19 protein-coding genes are annotated in these 17,553 nt (G+C 48.5%); 12 read left to right on the top strand and 7 right to left on the bottom strand.

Annotation, left to right across the window (positions count from 1 at the left end):
• Positions 1-248 precede the first annotated feature (248 nt).
• Positions 249-1,712 (bottom strand): sigma-54-dependent transcriptional regulator, encoded by a 1,464-nt coding sequence (locus MKQ68_RS21750; protein WP_264280927.1) that lies wholly within the window; start codon positions 1,710-1,712, stop codon positions 249-251.
• A gap of 62 nt (positions 1,713-1,774) precedes the next feature.
• The gene (locus MKQ68_RS21745; protein ID WP_244836272.1) at positions 1,775-2,134 is read right to left on the bottom strand and encodes a response regulator; all 360 of its coding nucleotides are present in this window, start codon (positions 2,132-2,134) and stop codon (positions 1,775-1,777) included.
• Between the two features lie 328 nt (positions 2,135-2,462).
• Between MKQ68_RS21745 and MKQ68_RS21740 the strand changes: the two genes are divergently transcribed.
• Entirely contained in the window at positions 2,463-2,648 is a 186-nt protein-coding gene (locus MKQ68_RS21740) for a CsbD family protein (protein ID WP_244836271.1), read from the top strand.
• A gap of 494 nt (positions 2,649-3,142) precedes the next feature.
• Here the strand turns inward: MKQ68_RS21740 and MKQ68_RS21735 are convergent, their stop codons facing one another.
• On the bottom strand, positions 3,143-3,598 hold the full coding sequence (locus MKQ68_RS21735; protein ID WP_264280926.1) for a ferritin-like domain-containing protein: 456 nt from the start codon (positions 3,596-3,598) through the stop codon (positions 3,143-3,145).
• 224 nt (positions 3,599-3,822) lie between these two features.
• Between MKQ68_RS21735 and MKQ68_RS21730 the strand changes: the two genes are divergently transcribed.
• Positions 3,823-3,978 (top strand): lmo0937 family membrane protein, encoded by a 156-nt coding sequence (locus MKQ68_RS21730; RefSeq protein ID WP_244836269.1) that lies wholly within the window; start codon positions 3,823-3,825, stop codon positions 3,976-3,978.
• Positions 3,979-4,055: 77 nt separating this feature from the next.
• On the top strand, positions 4,056-4,940 hold the full coding sequence (locus MKQ68_RS21725; RefSeq protein ID WP_244836268.1) for a DUF6528 family protein: 885 nt from the start codon (positions 4,056-4,058) through the stop codon (positions 4,938-4,940).
• 124 nt (positions 4,941-5,064) lie between these two features.
• Here MKQ68_RS21725 and MKQ68_RS21720 read toward each other — a convergent pair whose 3' ends face one another.
• Genes MKQ68_RS21720 through MKQ68_RS21710 form a run of 3 tightly spaced genes read right to left on the bottom strand, consistent with a single transcriptional unit; the run spans position 5,065 to position 8,382 of the window.
• The gene (locus MKQ68_RS21720) at positions 5,065-6,504 is read right to left on the bottom strand and encodes a hybrid sensor histidine kinase/response regulator (RefSeq protein ID WP_264280925.1); all 1,440 of its coding nucleotides are present in this window, start codon (positions 6,502-6,504) and stop codon (positions 5,065-5,067) included.
• A complete protein-coding gene (locus MKQ68_RS21715; RefSeq protein ID WP_264280924.1) occupies positions 6,501-6,962 on the bottom strand; it encodes a response regulator in 462 nt (153 codons plus the stop codon). Before MKQ68_RS21715 ends, MKQ68_RS21720 begins: the two co-directional genes overlap by 4 nt.
• Complete coding sequence (locus tag MKQ68_RS21710) at positions 6,955-8,382, bottom strand: sensor histidine kinase (RefSeq protein ID WP_264280923.1); 1,428 nt, start codon at positions 8,380-8,382, stop codon at positions 6,955-6,957. Before MKQ68_RS21710 ends, MKQ68_RS21715 begins: the two co-directional genes overlap by 8 nt.
• A 318-nt stretch (positions 8,383-8,700) precedes the next feature.
• On the opposite strand from MKQ68_RS21710, the gene MKQ68_RS21705 reads away from it, so the two are divergent.
• The 4 genes from MKQ68_RS21705 (at position 8,701) to MKQ68_RS21690 (ending at position 12,197) form a co-directional block, all read left to right on the top strand.
• The gene (locus tag MKQ68_RS21705; protein ID WP_244836262.1) at positions 8,701-9,459 is read left to right on the top strand and encodes a hypothetical protein; all 759 of its coding nucleotides are present in this window, start codon (positions 8,701-8,703) and stop codon (positions 9,457-9,459) included.
• Between the two features lie 72 nt (positions 9,460-9,531).
• Positions 9,532-10,137, top strand: coding sequence for a YciE/YciF ferroxidase family protein (locus tag MKQ68_RS21700; protein ID WP_264280922.1), 606 nt, complete (start codon positions 9,532-9,534; stop codon positions 10,135-10,137).
• 112 nt (positions 10,138-10,249) lie between these two features.
• Complete coding sequence (locus MKQ68_RS21695; protein ID WP_264280921.1) at positions 10,250-11,119, top strand: SDR family oxidoreductase; 870 nt, start codon at positions 10,250-10,252, stop codon at positions 11,117-11,119.
• Positions 11,112-12,197: a DNA topoisomerase IB gene (locus MKQ68_RS21690; RefSeq protein ID WP_264280920.1), complete on the top strand. Its 1,086-nt coding sequence runs from the start codon at positions 11,112-11,114 to the stop codon at positions 12,195-12,197. Before MKQ68_RS21695 ends, MKQ68_RS21690 begins: the two co-directional genes overlap by 8 nt.
• A gap of 95 nt (positions 12,198-12,292) precedes the next feature.
• On the opposite strand, the gene MKQ68_RS21685 is transcribed toward MKQ68_RS21690, so the two are convergent.
• A complete protein-coding gene (locus tag MKQ68_RS21685; protein ID WP_264280919.1) occupies positions 12,293-12,655 on the bottom strand; it encodes a hypothetical protein in 363 nt (120 codons plus the stop codon).
• 236 nt (positions 12,656-12,891) lie between these two features.
• On the opposite strand from MKQ68_RS21685, the gene ku reads away from it, so the two are divergent.
• The 5 genes from ku to MKQ68_RS21660 all read left to right on the top strand — a co-directional run bounded on the left by ku (position 12,892) and on the right by MKQ68_RS21660 (position 16,992).
• A complete protein-coding gene (gene ku / locus MKQ68_RS21680) occupies positions 12,892-13,668 on the top strand; it encodes a non-homologous end joining protein Ku (RefSeq protein ID WP_264280918.1) in 777 nt (258 codons plus the stop codon).
• 122 nt (positions 13,669-13,790) lie between these two features.
• Positions 13,791-14,720, top strand: a complete 930-nt coding sequence (gene ligD / locus MKQ68_RS21675; RefSeq protein WP_264280917.1) for a non-homologous end-joining DNA ligase — start codon at positions 13,791-13,793, stop codon at positions 14,718-14,720.
• Between the two features lie 51 nt (positions 14,721-14,771).
• On the top strand, positions 14,772-14,939 hold the full coding sequence (locus MKQ68_RS21670; RefSeq protein WP_244836256.1) for a hypothetical protein: 168 nt from the start codon (positions 14,772-14,774) through the stop codon (positions 14,937-14,939).
• A gap of 30 nt (positions 14,940-14,969) precedes the next feature.
• On the top strand, positions 14,970-15,458 hold the full coding sequence (locus MKQ68_RS21665; protein WP_264280916.1) for a hypothetical protein: 489 nt from the start codon (positions 14,970-14,972) through the stop codon (positions 15,456-15,458).
• 190 nt (positions 15,459-15,648) lie between these two features.
• Entirely contained in the window at positions 15,649-16,992 is a 1,344-nt protein-coding gene (locus tag MKQ68_RS21660; RefSeq protein WP_264280915.1) for a sigma-54-dependent transcriptional regulator, read from the top strand.
• Positions 16,993-17,553 lie beyond the last annotated feature (561 nt).

Genomic DNA, 17,553 nt, shown 5'->3' with positions numbered 1-17,553 from the left:
ATCGGCGCGCGGGAGTTGCGGCAGCCGTCATCGGATGGTAAGTAATCTTGTTCGCCGAAGTCGAAATCTTTAGGGTCGCCGTCCTACTTGGAGCGTCAACCGTTCGTTTCGGGAATGGTTTGAGAAGTTGAGATCTTTAGGGTCGCCGTCCTACTTTGAGCGTCAACCGTTCGTTCTGAGAATGGTTCAAAAAACAAACGGGCCTCTTTTTACAGAGACCCGTCAGAAGGTATTTTGACTTGAATAACTTAGTAGTTAATATTCAGCAGCCTGAGTTTGTTGTACAAAGTTTTACGGTCGATGTTCAGCAGCTGGGCAGCTTTGGTCTTATTATACTTCACCGCCTTAAGCACATTAATGATCTTATTGTACTCCGCTTTTAACGCAACGGCCTTTAGGTCGTTGGCGTCGGTGATCATATCGTGTTCTTCCATACCGTCGCCGGAAGAGGAGAAGCTTTCGCGGGTCGACTCTTCTTTCAGTTCGAGCGGCAGGGTTTCAACGGCAATTTCTTCGTCAGCCGGCGTAAGCAGGCAGGCACGACGGATTACGTTTTTCAGCTCACGGATGTTGCCTGGCCAATCGTAGCGGCGGAAGCAATCCCACACGTCGCTGGAAATCGGGATGGGCTGTTTGCCCAGCTCACGAGATACCTGCAGCATGAACGTATCTACCAGTTGCGGCAAATCGTCGAGGCGTTCGCGTAATGGCGGAATATAAATAGTAAACTCGTTGAAGCGGTGGAAGAGGTCTTCACGGAACTTCCCTTTCTGTACAGACTCGGACAATTTTTCGTTGGATGCCACCACGAGGCGTACGTCCACCGCAATTTCCTTGAGGCTGCCCACGCGGCGGATCTGTTTTTCCTGGATCACACGCAGCAAGGCTACCTGTATGTCGTAGGAAAGGTTGGCGATCTCGTCGAGGAACAGGGTACCACCATGCGCTTGTTCAAAAGCACCGATTTTGGTGTTGATAGCGCCGGTGAAGGACCCTTTTTCGTGGCCGAACAATTCACTGGCCGCCAGTTCTTTCGAGAGGCTACCACAGTCGAGCGCCACGAACGGTTCGTTTTTACGCTGGCTGTTCTGGTGAATAAGGTTCGCGACAGATTCTTTACCGGTACCTGTTTCGCCGTATACGATCACACTATAGTCTGTAGGGGCCACCAGGGTAATCTGGCGATACAGTTCTTTGGCAGCGTGGCTTTTGCCGTATACGTATTTATCGTTCGGTTTAGATGATTTGAGCGAGAGCGGTGTTTTCTCCTCTTCCACTACTTTCTCTTCCTCTACCACGCGGCCGGCACTAACCGGTGCAGTGGCAGCAACTGGCTCCCGTAAGGGTACCGGCTCCTGAGAAAGGGCTTTTTGCACCAGGGCGAGGATCTCGTCCGGGTAAAGTGGTTTGGAGATGTAGTCGTACGCGCCATTCTTCACCATGTCCACCGCAATGCGCACGTCTGTGTAACCTGTGATGATGATCACGACAGTACGTGGCCTGATCTGGCGGATGTCGTTCAGTAACTGAGCGCCGTCTGTGTCTTTAAGCCTGTAATCGCAGAGAATGAGGTCGTAGGGTTTTTCCTTCAGCATTTTGAGGGCTGTAGCACCAGACATCGTAGACTCAGCTTTAAATCCATGCTTTGACAGGAATTTGCTGAGCAGCGTACAGATATTTATTTCATCGTCAATTATTAGGATACTCTTCATATTCGATTGATGTTAGCCGGGTTACTAAATTTACGATTTAAATCAGCGCCGTCCTAACGGTTTTAGCTTTTTATTTGATAGATAACTTCTTGTAAACGCTTAAGGCTGAAAGGCTTCGGAAGGAAAAACGACGCACCTGCGCTGAGGGCCTGTTCCATCTCCATCCCGGTATCATACGCACTGATCGTGACGATCGGCGTTTCGGGACACTGCTTTTTAATGGCAGGCAATGCCTCCAGCCCTGACCCATCGGGCAGGTGTATGTCAAGAAACAGAATATCCGGCCGCTTGTCCTGTATGCACTTCATGCCATCTGCGAGTGCATGCACATACTTTACATTATAACCCCGTCTAAGCAGGCTTAATTGCAGCAGCTTGCAAATATCTGGTTCATCATCAATTATCAATATGAAATCACCCATTTTGAACTATTGTTACGCTTTGCGCGTCTTGTAAATTGCATAGGCTGATAAAAACACAAAAACATACAGTCACCATCCTATAATCACTATCATAACTAACACTGCAATTAGCTTGCCTGAACGTTTTTACTGCGTTACACCCTGTAAATGTGGAATTTTTTTCCCGCAAGGCCTGGGTAAAATTCCACAATATGATGGGATATTTAATATGTGCCGTAAAAATTCTCAACGTGCCGACCCGCTGGTATGGTAATTGGATTACTACTTCCGACCACAGACAGGGTCAACAGACAGGACAGTATTTAATCATACACCAAAAACGTTAACCATGGATTCATTACAAATCAAAGGTAAGTGGAACGAAATTAAAGGTAAGCTGAAGCAACAGTACGCTGACCTTACAGACGACGATCTGATTTATGCAGAAGGAAAGGAAGATGAGCTGTATGGAAAACTGCAACAGAAACTCGGCAAATCAAAAGACGAAGTAGAAAAGCTCATCAACGAGCTCTAAGATATTATAAGGAGAGATCTAATAAACCGTTTGTCCAGGCGGTTATATACTTTTTATCATAGCTGTTGTTTTAGTTATTAGGCATCTTTTTCGGTTTTTTTATGCATTCGTAGTCATGTACGATGCTTCGAAAGAAGACTTGATGAAGACGACGCAGAAACAAAACCTGATAAGCTTGCCTTAACGCTGTCCTGTATTGCAAAATGCAGGACAGCTTTTTAAACTGATCCCGACCTAAACTTTGTAATTAACGGAGACGAAAAATAAACTAAAAAGAATGAGACGGCGCCTGAAAGGGGTGCCGTTTTTGTTTTCGGAAGATTGCTGCAAAAAAAAGCAGGTTTCAAAACTGAAACCTGCTTTTGCATTTAATGGGGAGTATATGGATGTGTCCTGGTAGTTAACTGGATGTTTTGGGCACAACGGACGTTAGGGTTGCAATGGACGTTAGGGCTTCAATGGATAGTTGGGGCGGATGAAATGATGGAAACTATTTAGGCATTCACTTTTTCGAGGTCACGCAGGTGACGGATCTTATCGTGAGATGCTTTTAAAGATTGTTGTTGGTTGCGGACCAACTGGCTAATTTCTGCAGGCAGGCTCTGATCATCTGCCAAGGCCTGGCGGTAAGCCTTTTGTGCAGCATCCTCACCGTATTCACAGCTGGCGAGGATCGCATGGCGGTTGCCGCCGCTGAAGGTGGCCTTAACATCCATCCAGGCACGGTATATTTTGCCGGCAAAAGTGGAGTCGCGTTCGCGTTCCTCCCCTTCCTGGCGAAGTTTCTGGTTCAATTGTACCTGGTAAGTTTTGCTTTCAGCTATCATTTGTGCGAACAGTTCTTTCAGGTCCAGTTCGTCAGTTTGGTTTATTGCTTTTTGATAGCCCTCGATCCTGTCGTTGTTGATCTTTACGAGATCGCTGATTACTTCGGTTACTTGATCGTTCATGACTTTTTGTTTTGGTGTATACGTATATAGGTTCAAAAACTTTACCATGCGGTAATGCCGCGCTTATACCACCGAAATACAGTTTTTGTTGCGCAATTTTTTCCCGCATGGTGGAGCGTCGTCTACAAACATTCCCTTATTCACGGCCAAATGGCGCGATTATCAGGCTTTTGCGACTGGCACAAAATTTTAACAGTATAGTGTGAACCAAAAAACCTCAAATCATGAGCGGCTTGTTATATCTTATTGCAGTAATTCTCATCATAGGATGGTTACTGGGTGTGTTCGTATACTCGACCACCGGCCTTATTCACGCCTTACTGGTGCTGGCCATTATCGCTATTCTTATAAATATTATCAGGGGTAGAAACCCGGTTTGATAATTTTTATATTGATATAAATAAGGGTTGACGAATCATTTTCGCCGACCCTTTTTTATGTGTAATTTGGCGACGCTATGAAGAAGTTACTGTTACTCGCACCTCTCTACTGCTCGGCCCAGGCGCCGCAGCCGACCATGATACTGGCGGAGCAGTCGCAGCACCGGATCATTATCGTAGAACCGTACACGGGTAAAACTACCTGGGAATGGAAGCCCGATAGCGCACACGCCAATTGGTTCAAACATCCGAGCGACGCGAAGGTGGTATACAATGGTAAATACGTGATCACGTGTGCCTCTGGCGGCGGTGTTGCCATGATCCGCATCAGGGATAAGCGCACGATGTTCTACGCTTATGCGGGCGGCAATACGCATAGCGTGGAAATACTGCCCGACGGCAACCTCGTGTCTGCCTCCAGTACGGGTAACTTTATGACAGTTTTTAAAGTAGATACAACCAGTAAATCAACCTATCAGAAGCAAATTCCGTTGCCTTTTGGGCATAACGTGGTGTGGGACAAACAGCGTAAGTTATTATGGTCGGCGGGTGCGCATTACCTGTACCGCTACAAATACAATTTTGATTGCGAGCGGCCCGACTTCCAGCTGATTGATTCCGTATCCATCCCAGGCAAGGAAGGCCACGACCTTTTTCCGGTATTCGATCGTGATTCGCTATGGCTTACGTCTGTCACGCATTTCGCGCGGGTAGATGCAGCTACCCGAAAGATGGATACAATGCATGTGAAGACGGTATCGAATATCAAAAGCGTATCCTCCGGGCCTCCGGGTTATCCGACGATTGTAATTGTTCCGAAGGAAAGCTGGTGGACAGACGAGGTGTTGGACATACAAGGAAAAAGTGTTTTTCGCCAGGCCGGATTGAGAATATACAAAGCACGCTGGGCGCTCTTCAACGACTTTAGCTATGATGGCAACGATTGGCGACAATGTAAGTGATAAGTGATAAAGGGGCTGACCAAAAAGTAAAATGAAGGCTTTGTGAATCGCTTACACGATGACACGTCTCCATCAGGTACCAGAATAAATTAGGGCTGACCAGTACTTTTTGGTCAGCCCCTATTTATTGTTGCGGAAGGAGTATCACGAACTCCGTCCCCTTGCCCGGGGCGCTTTCCACATGAATAGAACCTTTGTGGTTGAGGATGATGTTTTGGGTAGAAGTTAGTCCCAACCCCGTACCTTTCGTTTTGTCCGTAAAGAACGGCTCGAAAAGGCGCGCCTTATTTTCTTCGGGGATGCCGATGCCGTTATCTTTAATGCGGATGCAAACTTTATCCTTCTCCAGGTAAGTGGTGAGCGTAAGTTCTCCTTCGTTCGGCTTCATGGCCTCTATCGCGTTAATCACGATGTTGAGCAGGGCGATGATCATCTTATCAACGTCCAGCTGCAGGATTACATCGGGGCGCATAAAGTTTTTCTCTACCTTGATGCCGTTCAGTTGCAGGCGGTCTTGCGCATGTTCCAGGGTTTTGATCAGCAACTGGTTGGCAAACACCGATTCCGGATGCAGGTCCATCATACGAGTGCTTTGCAGCAGTTCTGTTACCAGCTGGTTGATGCGATGGCAGTTACGCTCTACGATGTCGAGGTATACACTGCTTTCCTCCGGGTTGGGCGATATCGGTTCTACCTTAAACTGGCTGATGGCCAGCAGGATGTTGGTAAGCGGGTTACGTACTTCGTGTGCAATGACACGCGCAATACGGCCGGAGATCACAAATTTTTCCTGCTGCCGCTTCTCCATCTCCTCACGCTTACGCTGGGTAATATCTTCTGCCACACAAAGGAACACCTGGTTCTCCTCATCGAGCATGTTGGCATTCACCAACACATCCAGCCGGTTGCCTGATTTGCTCTTAAAGATGTATTCGATGTGTGTGATGGCGTCTTCTTTACAGATTTCTTCTACGAACTCCACTCCCTGCTCTTTTTCCAGGAAAAGGTCCTGCATATGCAGATGCAGCAGCTCGTCCTTACTGTATTCCAGTTTACGCAGCGCCGCCGGGTTGGCGTCGATGATCTTTTTGTCGCAGTCTGCCAGCAGGATGAGGTCATGCGACTTTTCAAATATACCAAAGTACTTACGCTCACTTTCTGCAATGGCGCGCAGGTGGCGGAACTCGTCGAGTACATAACGTACCGTACGTTCCAGCACGGGTGCGGTAATTTCACCTTTTACAAGATAATCCGAGGCGCCCGCCGTCATTGCTTCTTTATCGATGGAGTAATCGCCTTTACCTGTAAGGATTATTACCGGCGCCTTGTAGTTAATTTGCTGAAAGTGGCGGAGAATGTCGATACCCGTATACTGCCCCAACCGGTAATCGATCAGGTAAATATCGTGCTGACGGGTGGCGATGGCTGCAATGCCTTCGTTATAGGTGCCGGCCCAGTCTACTTTGTACTGGCCGGGGGATACATCGTCGAGAAGGCTGCTTACGAGAAAATAATCGTCCTCATCGTCGTCGATCATCAAGATGTGTACTAATTCTTCTGTCATCCTGTTATATAAGGTAGTTCTGAAATATCGAGCCAGTAGCGTTGAAATACCCGGGTAAATTCCACCAGTCCCTTATAGGTAACCGGTTTTATTACATAGCTGTTCACGCCCAGTTCGTAAGTTTTTAAAATGTCTTTTTCTTCGGTAGATGTGGTCAGCACGACCACTGGTAATGTCTTAAGTGCTTTATCTGTCTTAATTTCATGTAGTGCTTCCCGACCGTCTTTCTTTGGCATATTCAAATCTAACAACACGATATGAGGAAAGGGATACTTGAGATCGTCGGCATATTTACCCTTTCGTTTCAGGAACAAAAGCAGTTCCTCTCCGTTCTCTACAAAACACAATGGCTGCTTTACCTCGCTTTCTTCAAACGCAGCCTTCAGCATTTCCCGATCGTCCGCATCATCATCAGCAATAAGTATGCTCTTTTTACCAGTTAAGCCAAATTTATTCATCCCATTTCTGTTTAAAAGGTAAAACAACAATCATCGTTGCGCCATTGCCCGGACTACCCATCGCGGTAATGTGCCCATGGTGCGTGTCAACGATCTTTTTGCAGATGGCCAGCCCGATGCCGGTACCCTGGTATTCGCTCATGCCGTGCAGGCGTTGAAAGATGAGGAAGATGCGTTCGGCATACTCCTGTTCAAAGCCAATCCCGTTGTCTTCCACGGTGATGCGCACAAAGTTATCATCCCACTTATTTTCTTTGGCAAAGCCAGTGTCGCGGCCTTTTATAGTTTCGCTTTTTATATTGATCTGCAGTGGCCTGGCCGGATGTGAAAATTTGATCGAGTTAGATATCAGGTTCTGAAACAGCTGCTGTAGGGAGGTGTGGCTGCCTTCAACAACAGGCAGCTGGTCAACCTGCACCTTTGCCTGCTTTTCCTGTAAGCCCACGTCCAGGTCGGTGAGCACCTCCGTCATCAAAGCATTCAGGTCCAGCGGTTCAATGGTTTCGGGTGATATGCGGCCGGCGCGTGAAAACTGCAGCAGGTCGTTGATCAGTACGCGCATGCGGCCCACCGCGCTCACCATCCTCTCTAATAACTGGGCGGCCTCGTCCGGCAGGTGTTCTTTATATTTCAGCTGTAACCGGTCGCTGAAGGTGGATATTTTACGCAGCGGCTCCTGCAAGTCATGGGAGGCCACGTAGGCAAACTGCTCCAGTTCCAGGTTGCTTTTGTTTAACAGGGCAATATTATCCTGCAGCTCCCGCTGATAGTTGCGCATGCGTGCTTCTATATGTAACTGTAACCGGAACTCCTTATTTAATACTACGTAGGAATAAACGCCCAGGAATATCGCGAACAGCGATACGATGAGCAGTACAGGCACCCACAGGTTGGAAAAGAACTGGAAGTTTTGCTGGCGTTGCTTCAGGATCGTTTGTTCGATGTGCGTCATGTCCCCTACTTTCTTATCGATGCGGTCCATGCTTATTTCGCCCTGCCGCACCGCCGTTTTTGCAGTCAGGTTGGTGGTACGGTGGCGTTGCGATTCCAGCAACTGGTAGTATTTAATGTCCAGCAGTTCTTTCAGTGTATCGAGGTGGCGTTGCTGTGCGGGATGGTCGGCCGTGATGCGGCGCAGTAGCCGGTATTCGTCTTCGATAATGCGGTTGCGTTCCTCCATGCCCGGTTGCAGAAAGCTACTGTCGCCGGTAAGGTTGTAGCCTCTTACGGCTGCTTCGGCCGCTTTTAGTTCTTTGGTAATCACCTCCAGCCGTCGCGACACTTCAATCGTGTGACTGGACATGTTTGCATTCTCCACCAGGTTTTTAGCAACCAGGTAGGAAAAGATAGAGGCAGCGATAATAATGATGAACGCTACGTAGAACCCGAACCTTACTTTTTTATGAAGCGCGCTATGCATTGATATAGAAAAGGATAATACAAGTTAAAGTTAATAACACTGCTATGTAAAGCTGTGCAACATTTTCCACAGATTAAATGTGCATTTCCACACGTAAACCCTTTACGGCACGCACGATATACAGTAGTAGCGGCTGCTTATCCGCAAGAATCATGCATTTTACTTCCGAACTTGTACCGTAATAGCTACAAACTGATAAAAAAATCCCCGGCAGCGTTTAAGGGAATGGCATTTGATCCAGTTGCTATACCCCTCGAAACCCTCTATAGCACGACAATTTAAGGCAAACCATGTTTACAACAGATTAAAACCAGAGTTATGAATAATAAAGGAGAAAACCCGACTTCACCGGTGGCACAAAAGCCAGTTAATCGTCCGGAGACTGGCAGCCTCGGCGGCCAGCCGAATACAGGCGACCGTCCGGATGAAACTAAATTTCCTGTGGACCCCGAATCGCCAGGTTCCGACCGTGACCCGGCCACAGAGCCCAGGCACAATGCGGCTCCGGGCGATGACAAGCAGTCATCCGCCGGGCAACAAGCGGGATCGGACGCGCAACAATCTGCCGGAAACCAAACAGGGTCGGACGCACAGCAATCTTCCGAAGGCCAGCAAGCGGGATCGGACGCGCAACAATCTGCCGGAAACCAAACAGGGTCGGACGCACAGCAATCTTCCGAAGGCCAGCAAGCAGGATCAAACCCACAGCAAGCATCCGAAGGCCAACAAGCGGGATCCAGCCCACAGCAGTCCGCCGGACAGCAAAAGGAATCGAAACCAGAAGGTGACGATCCTTCCGCACCTAAAGGCGATGCCTCACCAGGCGCCGGTCCGCAAAAGGAATCAAAGGCAGAAGGTGAAGACTTCGACGAGCTGACGGACAAGAACACGATTCCAGCCGAAGAAGTGTCTCAACATGAAAAAGTCCCTGCGCAGGATAAAAGGGATGTAGCAGGCAAAGATCCGTTATCTCAGGAAGAAAGTGAAGAGAACAACGACGTGGAAGAACAATCGTCCGACAGTGAGCTTTCCGGCGAAACTGACAAAGGTGATAAATATCCATTCCCCAATAAATAAAAATATTGCCGGCGCTTTAATATAGCGGCGGCATATCCGCAATTGTAAACCTTATTTAAAAAACTAAATGTTATGGCCACCAAAACAGCTTCAAAAAGCACCAAGGCAACTAACGGACGCAGCACAACTGCACGCTCTACCCCTGCTCGCAGCACTGCTAAAAAGAGCATGACGAGCGAAATGGAGAACTCCAAATTTCACGAATTGTTTGTAGAGCAACTGAAAGACATTTACTGGGCAGAGAAACATCTCGTAAAAGCGCTCGGTAAAATGCAGAAAGCGGCTACTACAGCGGAACTGGTAGATTGCATTTCCGAACACGTAGAAGTAACTAAAGGCCAGGTAGAGCGCCTGGAGCAAATCTTCGAACTGTTGGGTAAAAAACCTCAGGGCAAAAAATGTCCGGCAATGGAAGGTCTTATCGAAGAAGGTGAAGAAGTAATTGCAGACACAGAAGCGGATTCTATGGTGCGCGACGCCGGCATCATCATCGCCTCCCAGAAAATTGAGCACTACGAGATCGCCTCTTACGGCTGCCTGCGTACCCTCGCTCAGAAAATGGGTCACGATGAAATCGCAGACCTGCTGCAGCAAACACTCGACGAAGAAAAAGAAGCAGACACTTTGCTTACCAGCGTGGCAGAGAACAATGTAAACGAAGAAGCATTATCTGAATAATTGGAAGCATTGACGGCCTGGCCTTTTGTTACCCTGAGTTAATCATCCATCTATCATAAACAATAGAGACATAGGGCCGGCCGTCAACCTTTTTTGAAACCCTTACATCGCTATGCAAAAGACAAACGAAAAGCAGGAAATTCGCCCGCCACAACACCAGGACCACCAGCCTGGCGTGGAAACCGAAATGATACCAAAGCCAGTAGCAGAACCGAGAAGTGATCCCAGAAAAGGCCGCCTGGAAGGTAAAGTAGCCATCATCACCGGTGGCGATAGCGGCATCGGCCGCGCCGTAGCATTGGCGTTCGCCGACGAAGGCGCCGATGTTGTCATCTCTTATCTTGAAGAAGAAGAAGATGCCTACCACACCCGCCGCGAAGTAGAAGAACGTGGCCGTAAAGCCGTGTGCGTACCTGGCGACATCAGCGCAGAAACGCATTGCGAAGAACTGATCGCCGAGGCGATGAGCAGCTTCGGTAAAATAGACATCCTTGTCAACAACGCCGCCGTGCAATATCCGCAGGAAAGTATAGAAGATATTACCGCACAGCAGCTGCAGAAAACATTTTCGGTAAACATCTTTTCGATGTTTTATCTCACTAAAGCGGCATTACGACATATGTCCAAAGGTGCGTGTATCATCAACACTACCTCTGTAACGGCCTACCGCGGCAGCGCTAATCTGGTCGACTACTCGTCTACCAAAGGCGCTATCGTAAGTTTTACCAGGGCGCTGAGCGCGCAGCTGGCAGATAAAGGCATCAGGGTAAACGCAGTGGCCCCGGGCCCGGTGTGGACGCCGCTGATACCGGCCACCTTCCCGGCCGACCATGTGGCGGAATTTGGTTCGGACGTGCCTTTGAAAAGAGCCGGCCAGCCGACTGAAATTGCGCCCAGCTATGTATTCCTGGCTTCTGACGATGCCAGTTATATCACAGGACAAGTATTACATCCAAACGGAGGAGAAGTGATAAATGGATAAACTTACTACCATCGTAACAGACCCTGTCGCCATTGCGAAAGCGGTTCACCTGCGGTACGTTTCCGCATCATCAAAAGGGTTTACCCGCGAAAAGAAAGGCGACGGGTTTATTTACCTCGATAAAGAGGGTAATGAGATTACCGACGAAGATACATTGAAACGCATCCGCGGGCTGGTGTTGCCGCCAGCCTGGCAGGATGTGTGGATATGCCCCTATGCGAACGGGCATTTGCAGGCCACCGGTATCGATACCATGGGGCGAAAGCAGTACCGTTACCATACCAGCTGGCAAAAGGTGCGTAACGAAACGAAGTACGACCGCCTGTACCTTTTCGGCCAACAGTTACCGCGCATACGAAAACAGATTACCAAAGACCTGCGCCGTAAACAACTGGATAAGCAGAAGGTGATCGCCATTGCCCTGCGGGTGATGGAAGAAACGCTTATTCGTGTAGGCAATGCCTCGTACGAAAAGTTATATGGCTCGCACGGCCTTACCACGTTGCGCAACCAGCACGTAAAGGTGGCGGGCAGTACTGCATTCTTCAAGTTTAAAGGTAAGAAAGGTGTGATGCACAAGATTGAATTGAAGCATGCAGCGCTTACCCGTTTGCTGAAGAAGGTGCGTGATATTCCCGGGCATGAATTGTTTCAATACTATGAAGGCGATACCATTCACAGCCTGGACTCCGGCGAGGTGAATGAGTATCTCAAGAACTGCACGGCCGAGGAATTTACGTGCAAAGATTTCCGCACATGGGCCGGTACGGTACACGCTTTAAATATGATGGCCGAACTTGCGCCATTCGAAACACTGGCCGAGTGCAAAAAAAATATTGTGGGAATTATCGACGGTGTGGCCTGCAAACTGGGGAATACACGCGCCGTTTGTAAGAAATATTACATCCACCCCCGCCTGTTCGAAATGTATGAAGCAGGCACTATCACTCCTTACATCACTTCACTTACCTCTAAAAGGAAAGCCGCCCAGGGGGCTTTAGGGGCGGAGGAAAAGTGCTTACTTACGCTACTAAAGCAACTTTTGTCCGTCCGTAAAACATCCCGCAGGGCGGCTTAGTCTAAAAGGTAGGTTATGAAAACCTGTTGCTCGATTTCAACAGCCGGTACAGACCTGCTATTGAACGCGTGCCCCTTTTAAGGGCCGGCGGTGGTTTACAAACCGCCGTAAATCAATTGTTCCTCGCGGTCTTCTACGGGAATCTTCTTGATAAAATCGTCGAACCCACTTTCGTCGTGGGTGCTATACGCGCCAAAGGCATCCAGTACATAGCCTTTCTGACCTTCTTTATCCTCCATTAAATACAATACGCTGGAATCGCCTGGGTCAGACTCACCCTCGAACCTGTAGGTTTTAATGATCTTCAGGTCATCCGGGTTGTATATCTTCTGGTCGGCCGCAGACTGCATTCTACCGTGGTCGCTCATCTTTAATTCATTGTCGTATCCTTTGCTATGCAGCTTGTTCATAATCTGCGAAAGCGTATTCATTACTCCGGGTTTTTGAGGTGTTTCCATAATATCGCGTTTTAATTGAGATAATCATGTTTTAGCTTGATGATAAAAATCCAAATCACATGCCACCAAAATCCGGCTTGGAATTTGCGAAGTATTTGGCGACTCGTAACAGTAAAACCCTGAAAGTAGCAATCCACTGTTTCCCCCAAGTTATGCATATAGAAGAAGCGACCATCCTGATTCACAGGATGGTCTTTTTTTTGCACTTCTCCCAGGTACACCAAAACCATTGCACCATGCGATCCATCTGGACAGGCACCCTCGGCTTCGGCCTTGTTAACATCCCCGTAAAACTTTACAGCGCTGTGCAGGATAGTCACATCGACCTGGACATGCTGGACAAAAAAGACCACAGCAAGATCCGCTTCCAGCGCATCAATGAGAAAACCGGGAAGGAAGTAGCCTGGGGCAACATTGTAAAAGCATACAACCTTAACGACGAATACGTAGTACTGGACGACGCCGACTTTGAGGCCGCCAGTCCTAAAAAGAGCAAGATGATCGAGATAGAATCCTTCGTACAGCTGGAGGAGATTGACGACATTTACTTCGAGAGCGCCTATTTCGTAGAGCCGGACAAAGGCGGTGGAAAGGCTTACCAGTTGCTGCTGCAGACCCTGGAAAAAACGCAGAAGGCCGGCTTTTGCCGCTTCGTACTCCGCAGCCAGGAGAACCTGGCGATCGTTCGTCCGCGCGAAAACTACCTGCTGTTACAGCGCCTCCGCTTTGGCGACGAGGTGCGTACCGGCGAGGAATTGAATTTACCTACTAATGTGAAAATCAATAAGAAAGAAGTGGATATGGCCACCAAACTGGTGGACGAGTACACCGAATCTTTCGACATTACGAAGTATAAGGACGAGTACACCGCTGAGCTGATGAAGATCATCAAGGCAAAAGCGAGCGGCAAAAAACGTCCGGTTAAAAAAATGAAAGTAGTGCATACCCGCAGCACCGACCTGCTCGACCAGCTGAAGGCCAGTTTGGGCAGTGGTAAAAAGCGGGTGTCGTAGAAAATGTTCTACACAATGTAGCGGCAAGGAGGAGCGCGGTTATTGCTATAAGTAACCATTTCACGTTATAGAAAAAACTTCTGTGCCCCCGATGAAAACCGTAACCGATAAAAACGAAGCATATGCAACAGGAAACCCAAACGCGGAACGGCGCCGTGAAATTGAACGGGCACCAGGTACAGCTAACGAATCAATCTAAGATCTACTGGCCAGAGGAAAAGATTACGAAGGGAGAGCTGGTAGACTACTACTTATCGGTGGCGGACATTATGCTGCCTCACTTAAAGAACCGCCCCATGTCGCTGCACCGCTTTCCCAACGGCATCAAGGGTGTCAGCTTTTACCAGAAGGATTTGGATGTGAAAAACATTCCCGATTGGCTGAAGACAGTCGCCATCCACGCCAGCTCTACCGGTAAAGATGTAGATTACCTCCTCTGCAATAACGAAGCAACACTGGCTTACATGGCGAACCTTGGTTGCATAGAAGTAAATCCATGGCTATCGCGCACCACCAACCTGGACAATCCCGATTACATTGTGCTGGACCTTGACCCGGAAGATATCAGTTTCAAACATGTGATTGATACGGCGCTTTGCATCCGCGATATACTGGAGGAGATGGACATCGGGAGTTACGTGAAAACGTCCGGCTCAACCGGCTTACATATTTATATACCTGTGGCGTGCAAGTATGAGTACGAAGTATGTCGCTTTTTCGCTCAGCACGTGGCAACGGAAGCGCATGAACGTATGCCCGACGTAACCAGTATTACCCGTGCAAAGGCACAACGTAAGCATAAAGTATACATCGACTATTTGCAGAACAGCTTTGGTCAAACCGTGGCGGCGCCTTACTCTGCGCGGCCTAAGCCAGGGGCCACCGTATCAGCCCCATTGCTGTGGAAAGAGGTGACAGGCAAATTGAAAATCAGCGACTATCACATCGGAAATATGCATAAAAGGTTGGATAAAGTGGGCGATCTGTGGAAAGAAATCCATAAGCAACGGAATGATCTTAAGGCAATTATCAAAAATATGGATCAAAACTGAAATGGCGCGGTAGTTGAATTAATGTTGCTAACAAACTGATATAAGAACGCTATGAACAAGCACCAAAAAACCATGTTGTGGAGCGGCCTTGCGGCCGGGGCGGCGCTGGCCATCATTGTTACGGCGCTGCAGAAGAGGAAGAAGCAGCAGTTGCCTGATATAGGCGATATGCAACGCAAGCTGTTCCGAAGGGAGCAGGTGGTACGGAAGGCTTCCTAGCGGATTCGTTCACCATAAAACAGAAAGGCTATGCAAACAATCCATCATTCGCAGCCGAGATTAACACCCATTTACGGTATATCCATTGCCGTCATTTCCATCGTGTTCACGATCATATTCTACCTCACCAGTCAGTTCGATAACCTGTGGACCGGCTATTTCGTACACCTCATCATGTTTTTGGGCGTACTGTTCTCCGTGATCCATTTTAATAAAGTAAAAGGCGGCGGCGCGTCCATTCCTTCCCTCGTGAAGATGGGCTTACACACTGCTACCTGGGCCATTATCATTGTATCTGCATTTACCATCATTTTTCACCTGGCGGTTGAGCCGTTGGGTAGCGGCGGAGTTCCGTCGGATGGTAATACGATCAGTGATACCAGCCCGTATAAAAAGCAAGGCTTCTGGATATTTCTGGTAAGTAACGTGTTGTTTGTAAATGGTATCCTTGGCCTGCTGGCATCGGTATTAGGTGCAATTTCCGTGAAGCGGAACCAGAAAACAGAAAAAAGAACCTAGTTCTATAAACGCCTTGTTTAACCCAAGTCCTGGAAAAACCATCAAGTCCCCGTCCCTAGCCAAGCAATAATCTGTAAACGGAAACTTTTTTAACCAGTGTAGTAGTGTAGTTGGGACGGGGGCCTTGAGCTCCCGTTTTTTTTGTTTGTCCCCGGTTCACTTACCTTTGTTGCCACATCTTTACCGCACTATGGCAAAAGGTACCATCCTGATTATCGACGACGAAGAGCAGTTGCGCAAGCTGATGGGGCGTTTATTAGCCCTCGAAGGGTATACTATACTCGAAGCGGCTAACGGCCGTAATGCCCTCAAGTTGCTGGAGCGCGAAGAAGTGCAGGTCATCCTCTCCGACGTTAAACTGCCCGACGCCAATGGTGTTGAAATGGTCGTTACCCTGCGACAAAAGTACCCCGAAACTGAAGTGATCGTGCTCACCGCTTACGGTAACATCCCCGATGGTGTACAGGCCATTCGCAACGGTGCGTTCGACTATATTACGAAGGGCGACGATAACAACCGCATTATTCCCCTCGTGAGCAAAGCGATGGACAAATCGCTGTTACAGTTCCGTGTAAAGGCGCTGGAGAAGAAGATCTCCGGCAAATATGGCTTTGATAATATCATTGGTCAGAGTGCCGAAATAAAGGCTGCTATTGCGTTAGCGCAGAAAGTGGCTGCTACGGATGTTACTGTGCTGCTACTCGGCGAAACCGGCGCTGGTAAAGAAGTATTCGCACAATCCATTCACCAGGGCAGCGAGCGGCGTACGCAGCCCTTCGTAGCCGTTAACTGTAGCGCTATTGGTAAAGAGCTGCTGGAGAGCGAACTGTTTGGCTACAAGGCCGGCGCGTTCACCGGCGCCAATAAAGACCGGACCGGCTTTCTTGAAGAGGCCAACAAAGGCACCATCTTCCTCGACGAAATAGGCGAGATGCCGATGGAGCTGCAGGCCAAACTGCTACGGGTACTCGAAACCCGCGAGTTTTATAAAGTAGGTGACGCTAAGCCTGTGAAAGTCAATATCCGCATTATCGCCGCCACCAACCGCAACCTGGAAACGGAAATAGAGCAGGGTCACTTTCGGGCGGACCTGTATTACCGCCTCTCGTCCTTCACCATTAAACTGCCTTCGCTTAACGAGCGGAGGAAAGACATTCCGCAGCTGGCCCATTTCTTCATTTCCTCCCTGGCACCCAAGCTGAACAAACACGTAGAGGGTATGAGCGAACCGTTTATGACCGCGTTGCAACACCACCACTGGAAAGGCAACATCCGCGAACTGCGCAACGTCATCGAGCGCGCAATCATCCTGGCCGATAGTGCTACCCTGGAGCCGGTAGACCTGCCCATCGATTTCCATTGGGAGCAGCATCCCGGAACGGGCAACGGCTTCAAACTGGCCGACGTCGAGAAACAGCACATCATCAAAACCCTGCAACACACCAAAGGCAATAAAACCAAAGCCGCCGAGCTGTTGGATATCGGCCTCACCACCCTTTACAACAAACTCAAAGAGTACAGTATCCATTCTTAGGGCACCAGCTTCAGCCCTTTCCTCAGCCGCCGTTGTGTCACTCACTTCAACGGTTGGGGTGCTATTTCACCTGCTTATTAGCTTACACTCTTCATCGCATCTCATATTCGTCATTGGTAACAAAGTGAATCCTTCTTCGTACTCGGTCTTCGCGTTAGCAACGCCGCCGACAAGTACTGGTGCGGAGACTGCACGGCAGGTTCACTTCACTGCGTTTGTGATGACCGGATGGAGCTGGACCGTAGTACCTTACATTTCATCACGAACTTTTACAAATATACGATGTAAAAAAAGCGTTTCCATCGTGTCTGTCGCAATGTGTCGCCAGTCGTCGTAACTACCGCTGAATGTCGCAATTGTCGCAAAAAAAGTTGCGTTTAAGTTATGTGAGAGTTATGTGAGAGTTATGTGAGAGTTATGTGAGAGTTATGTGAGAGTTATCCGAGTGTCACGTCCTAAAATAGGTTTACACCCTTGTGAGATAATCCGGATCGAGGTTTAAAGATGTACTTATTAAACCGTATAGAGGTTTACCCCCTTCCTAAAACTGAAAACACCATG

The organism is Chitinophaga horti, from assembly GCF_022867795.2.
Taxonomy (GTDB): Bacteria; Bacteroidota; Bacteroidia; order Chitinophagales; family Chitinophagaceae; genus Chitinophaga; species Chitinophaga horti.
Note: the sequence above shows the minus strand (reverse complement) of the source record. Positions and strands in the feature narration are given on the sequence as shown.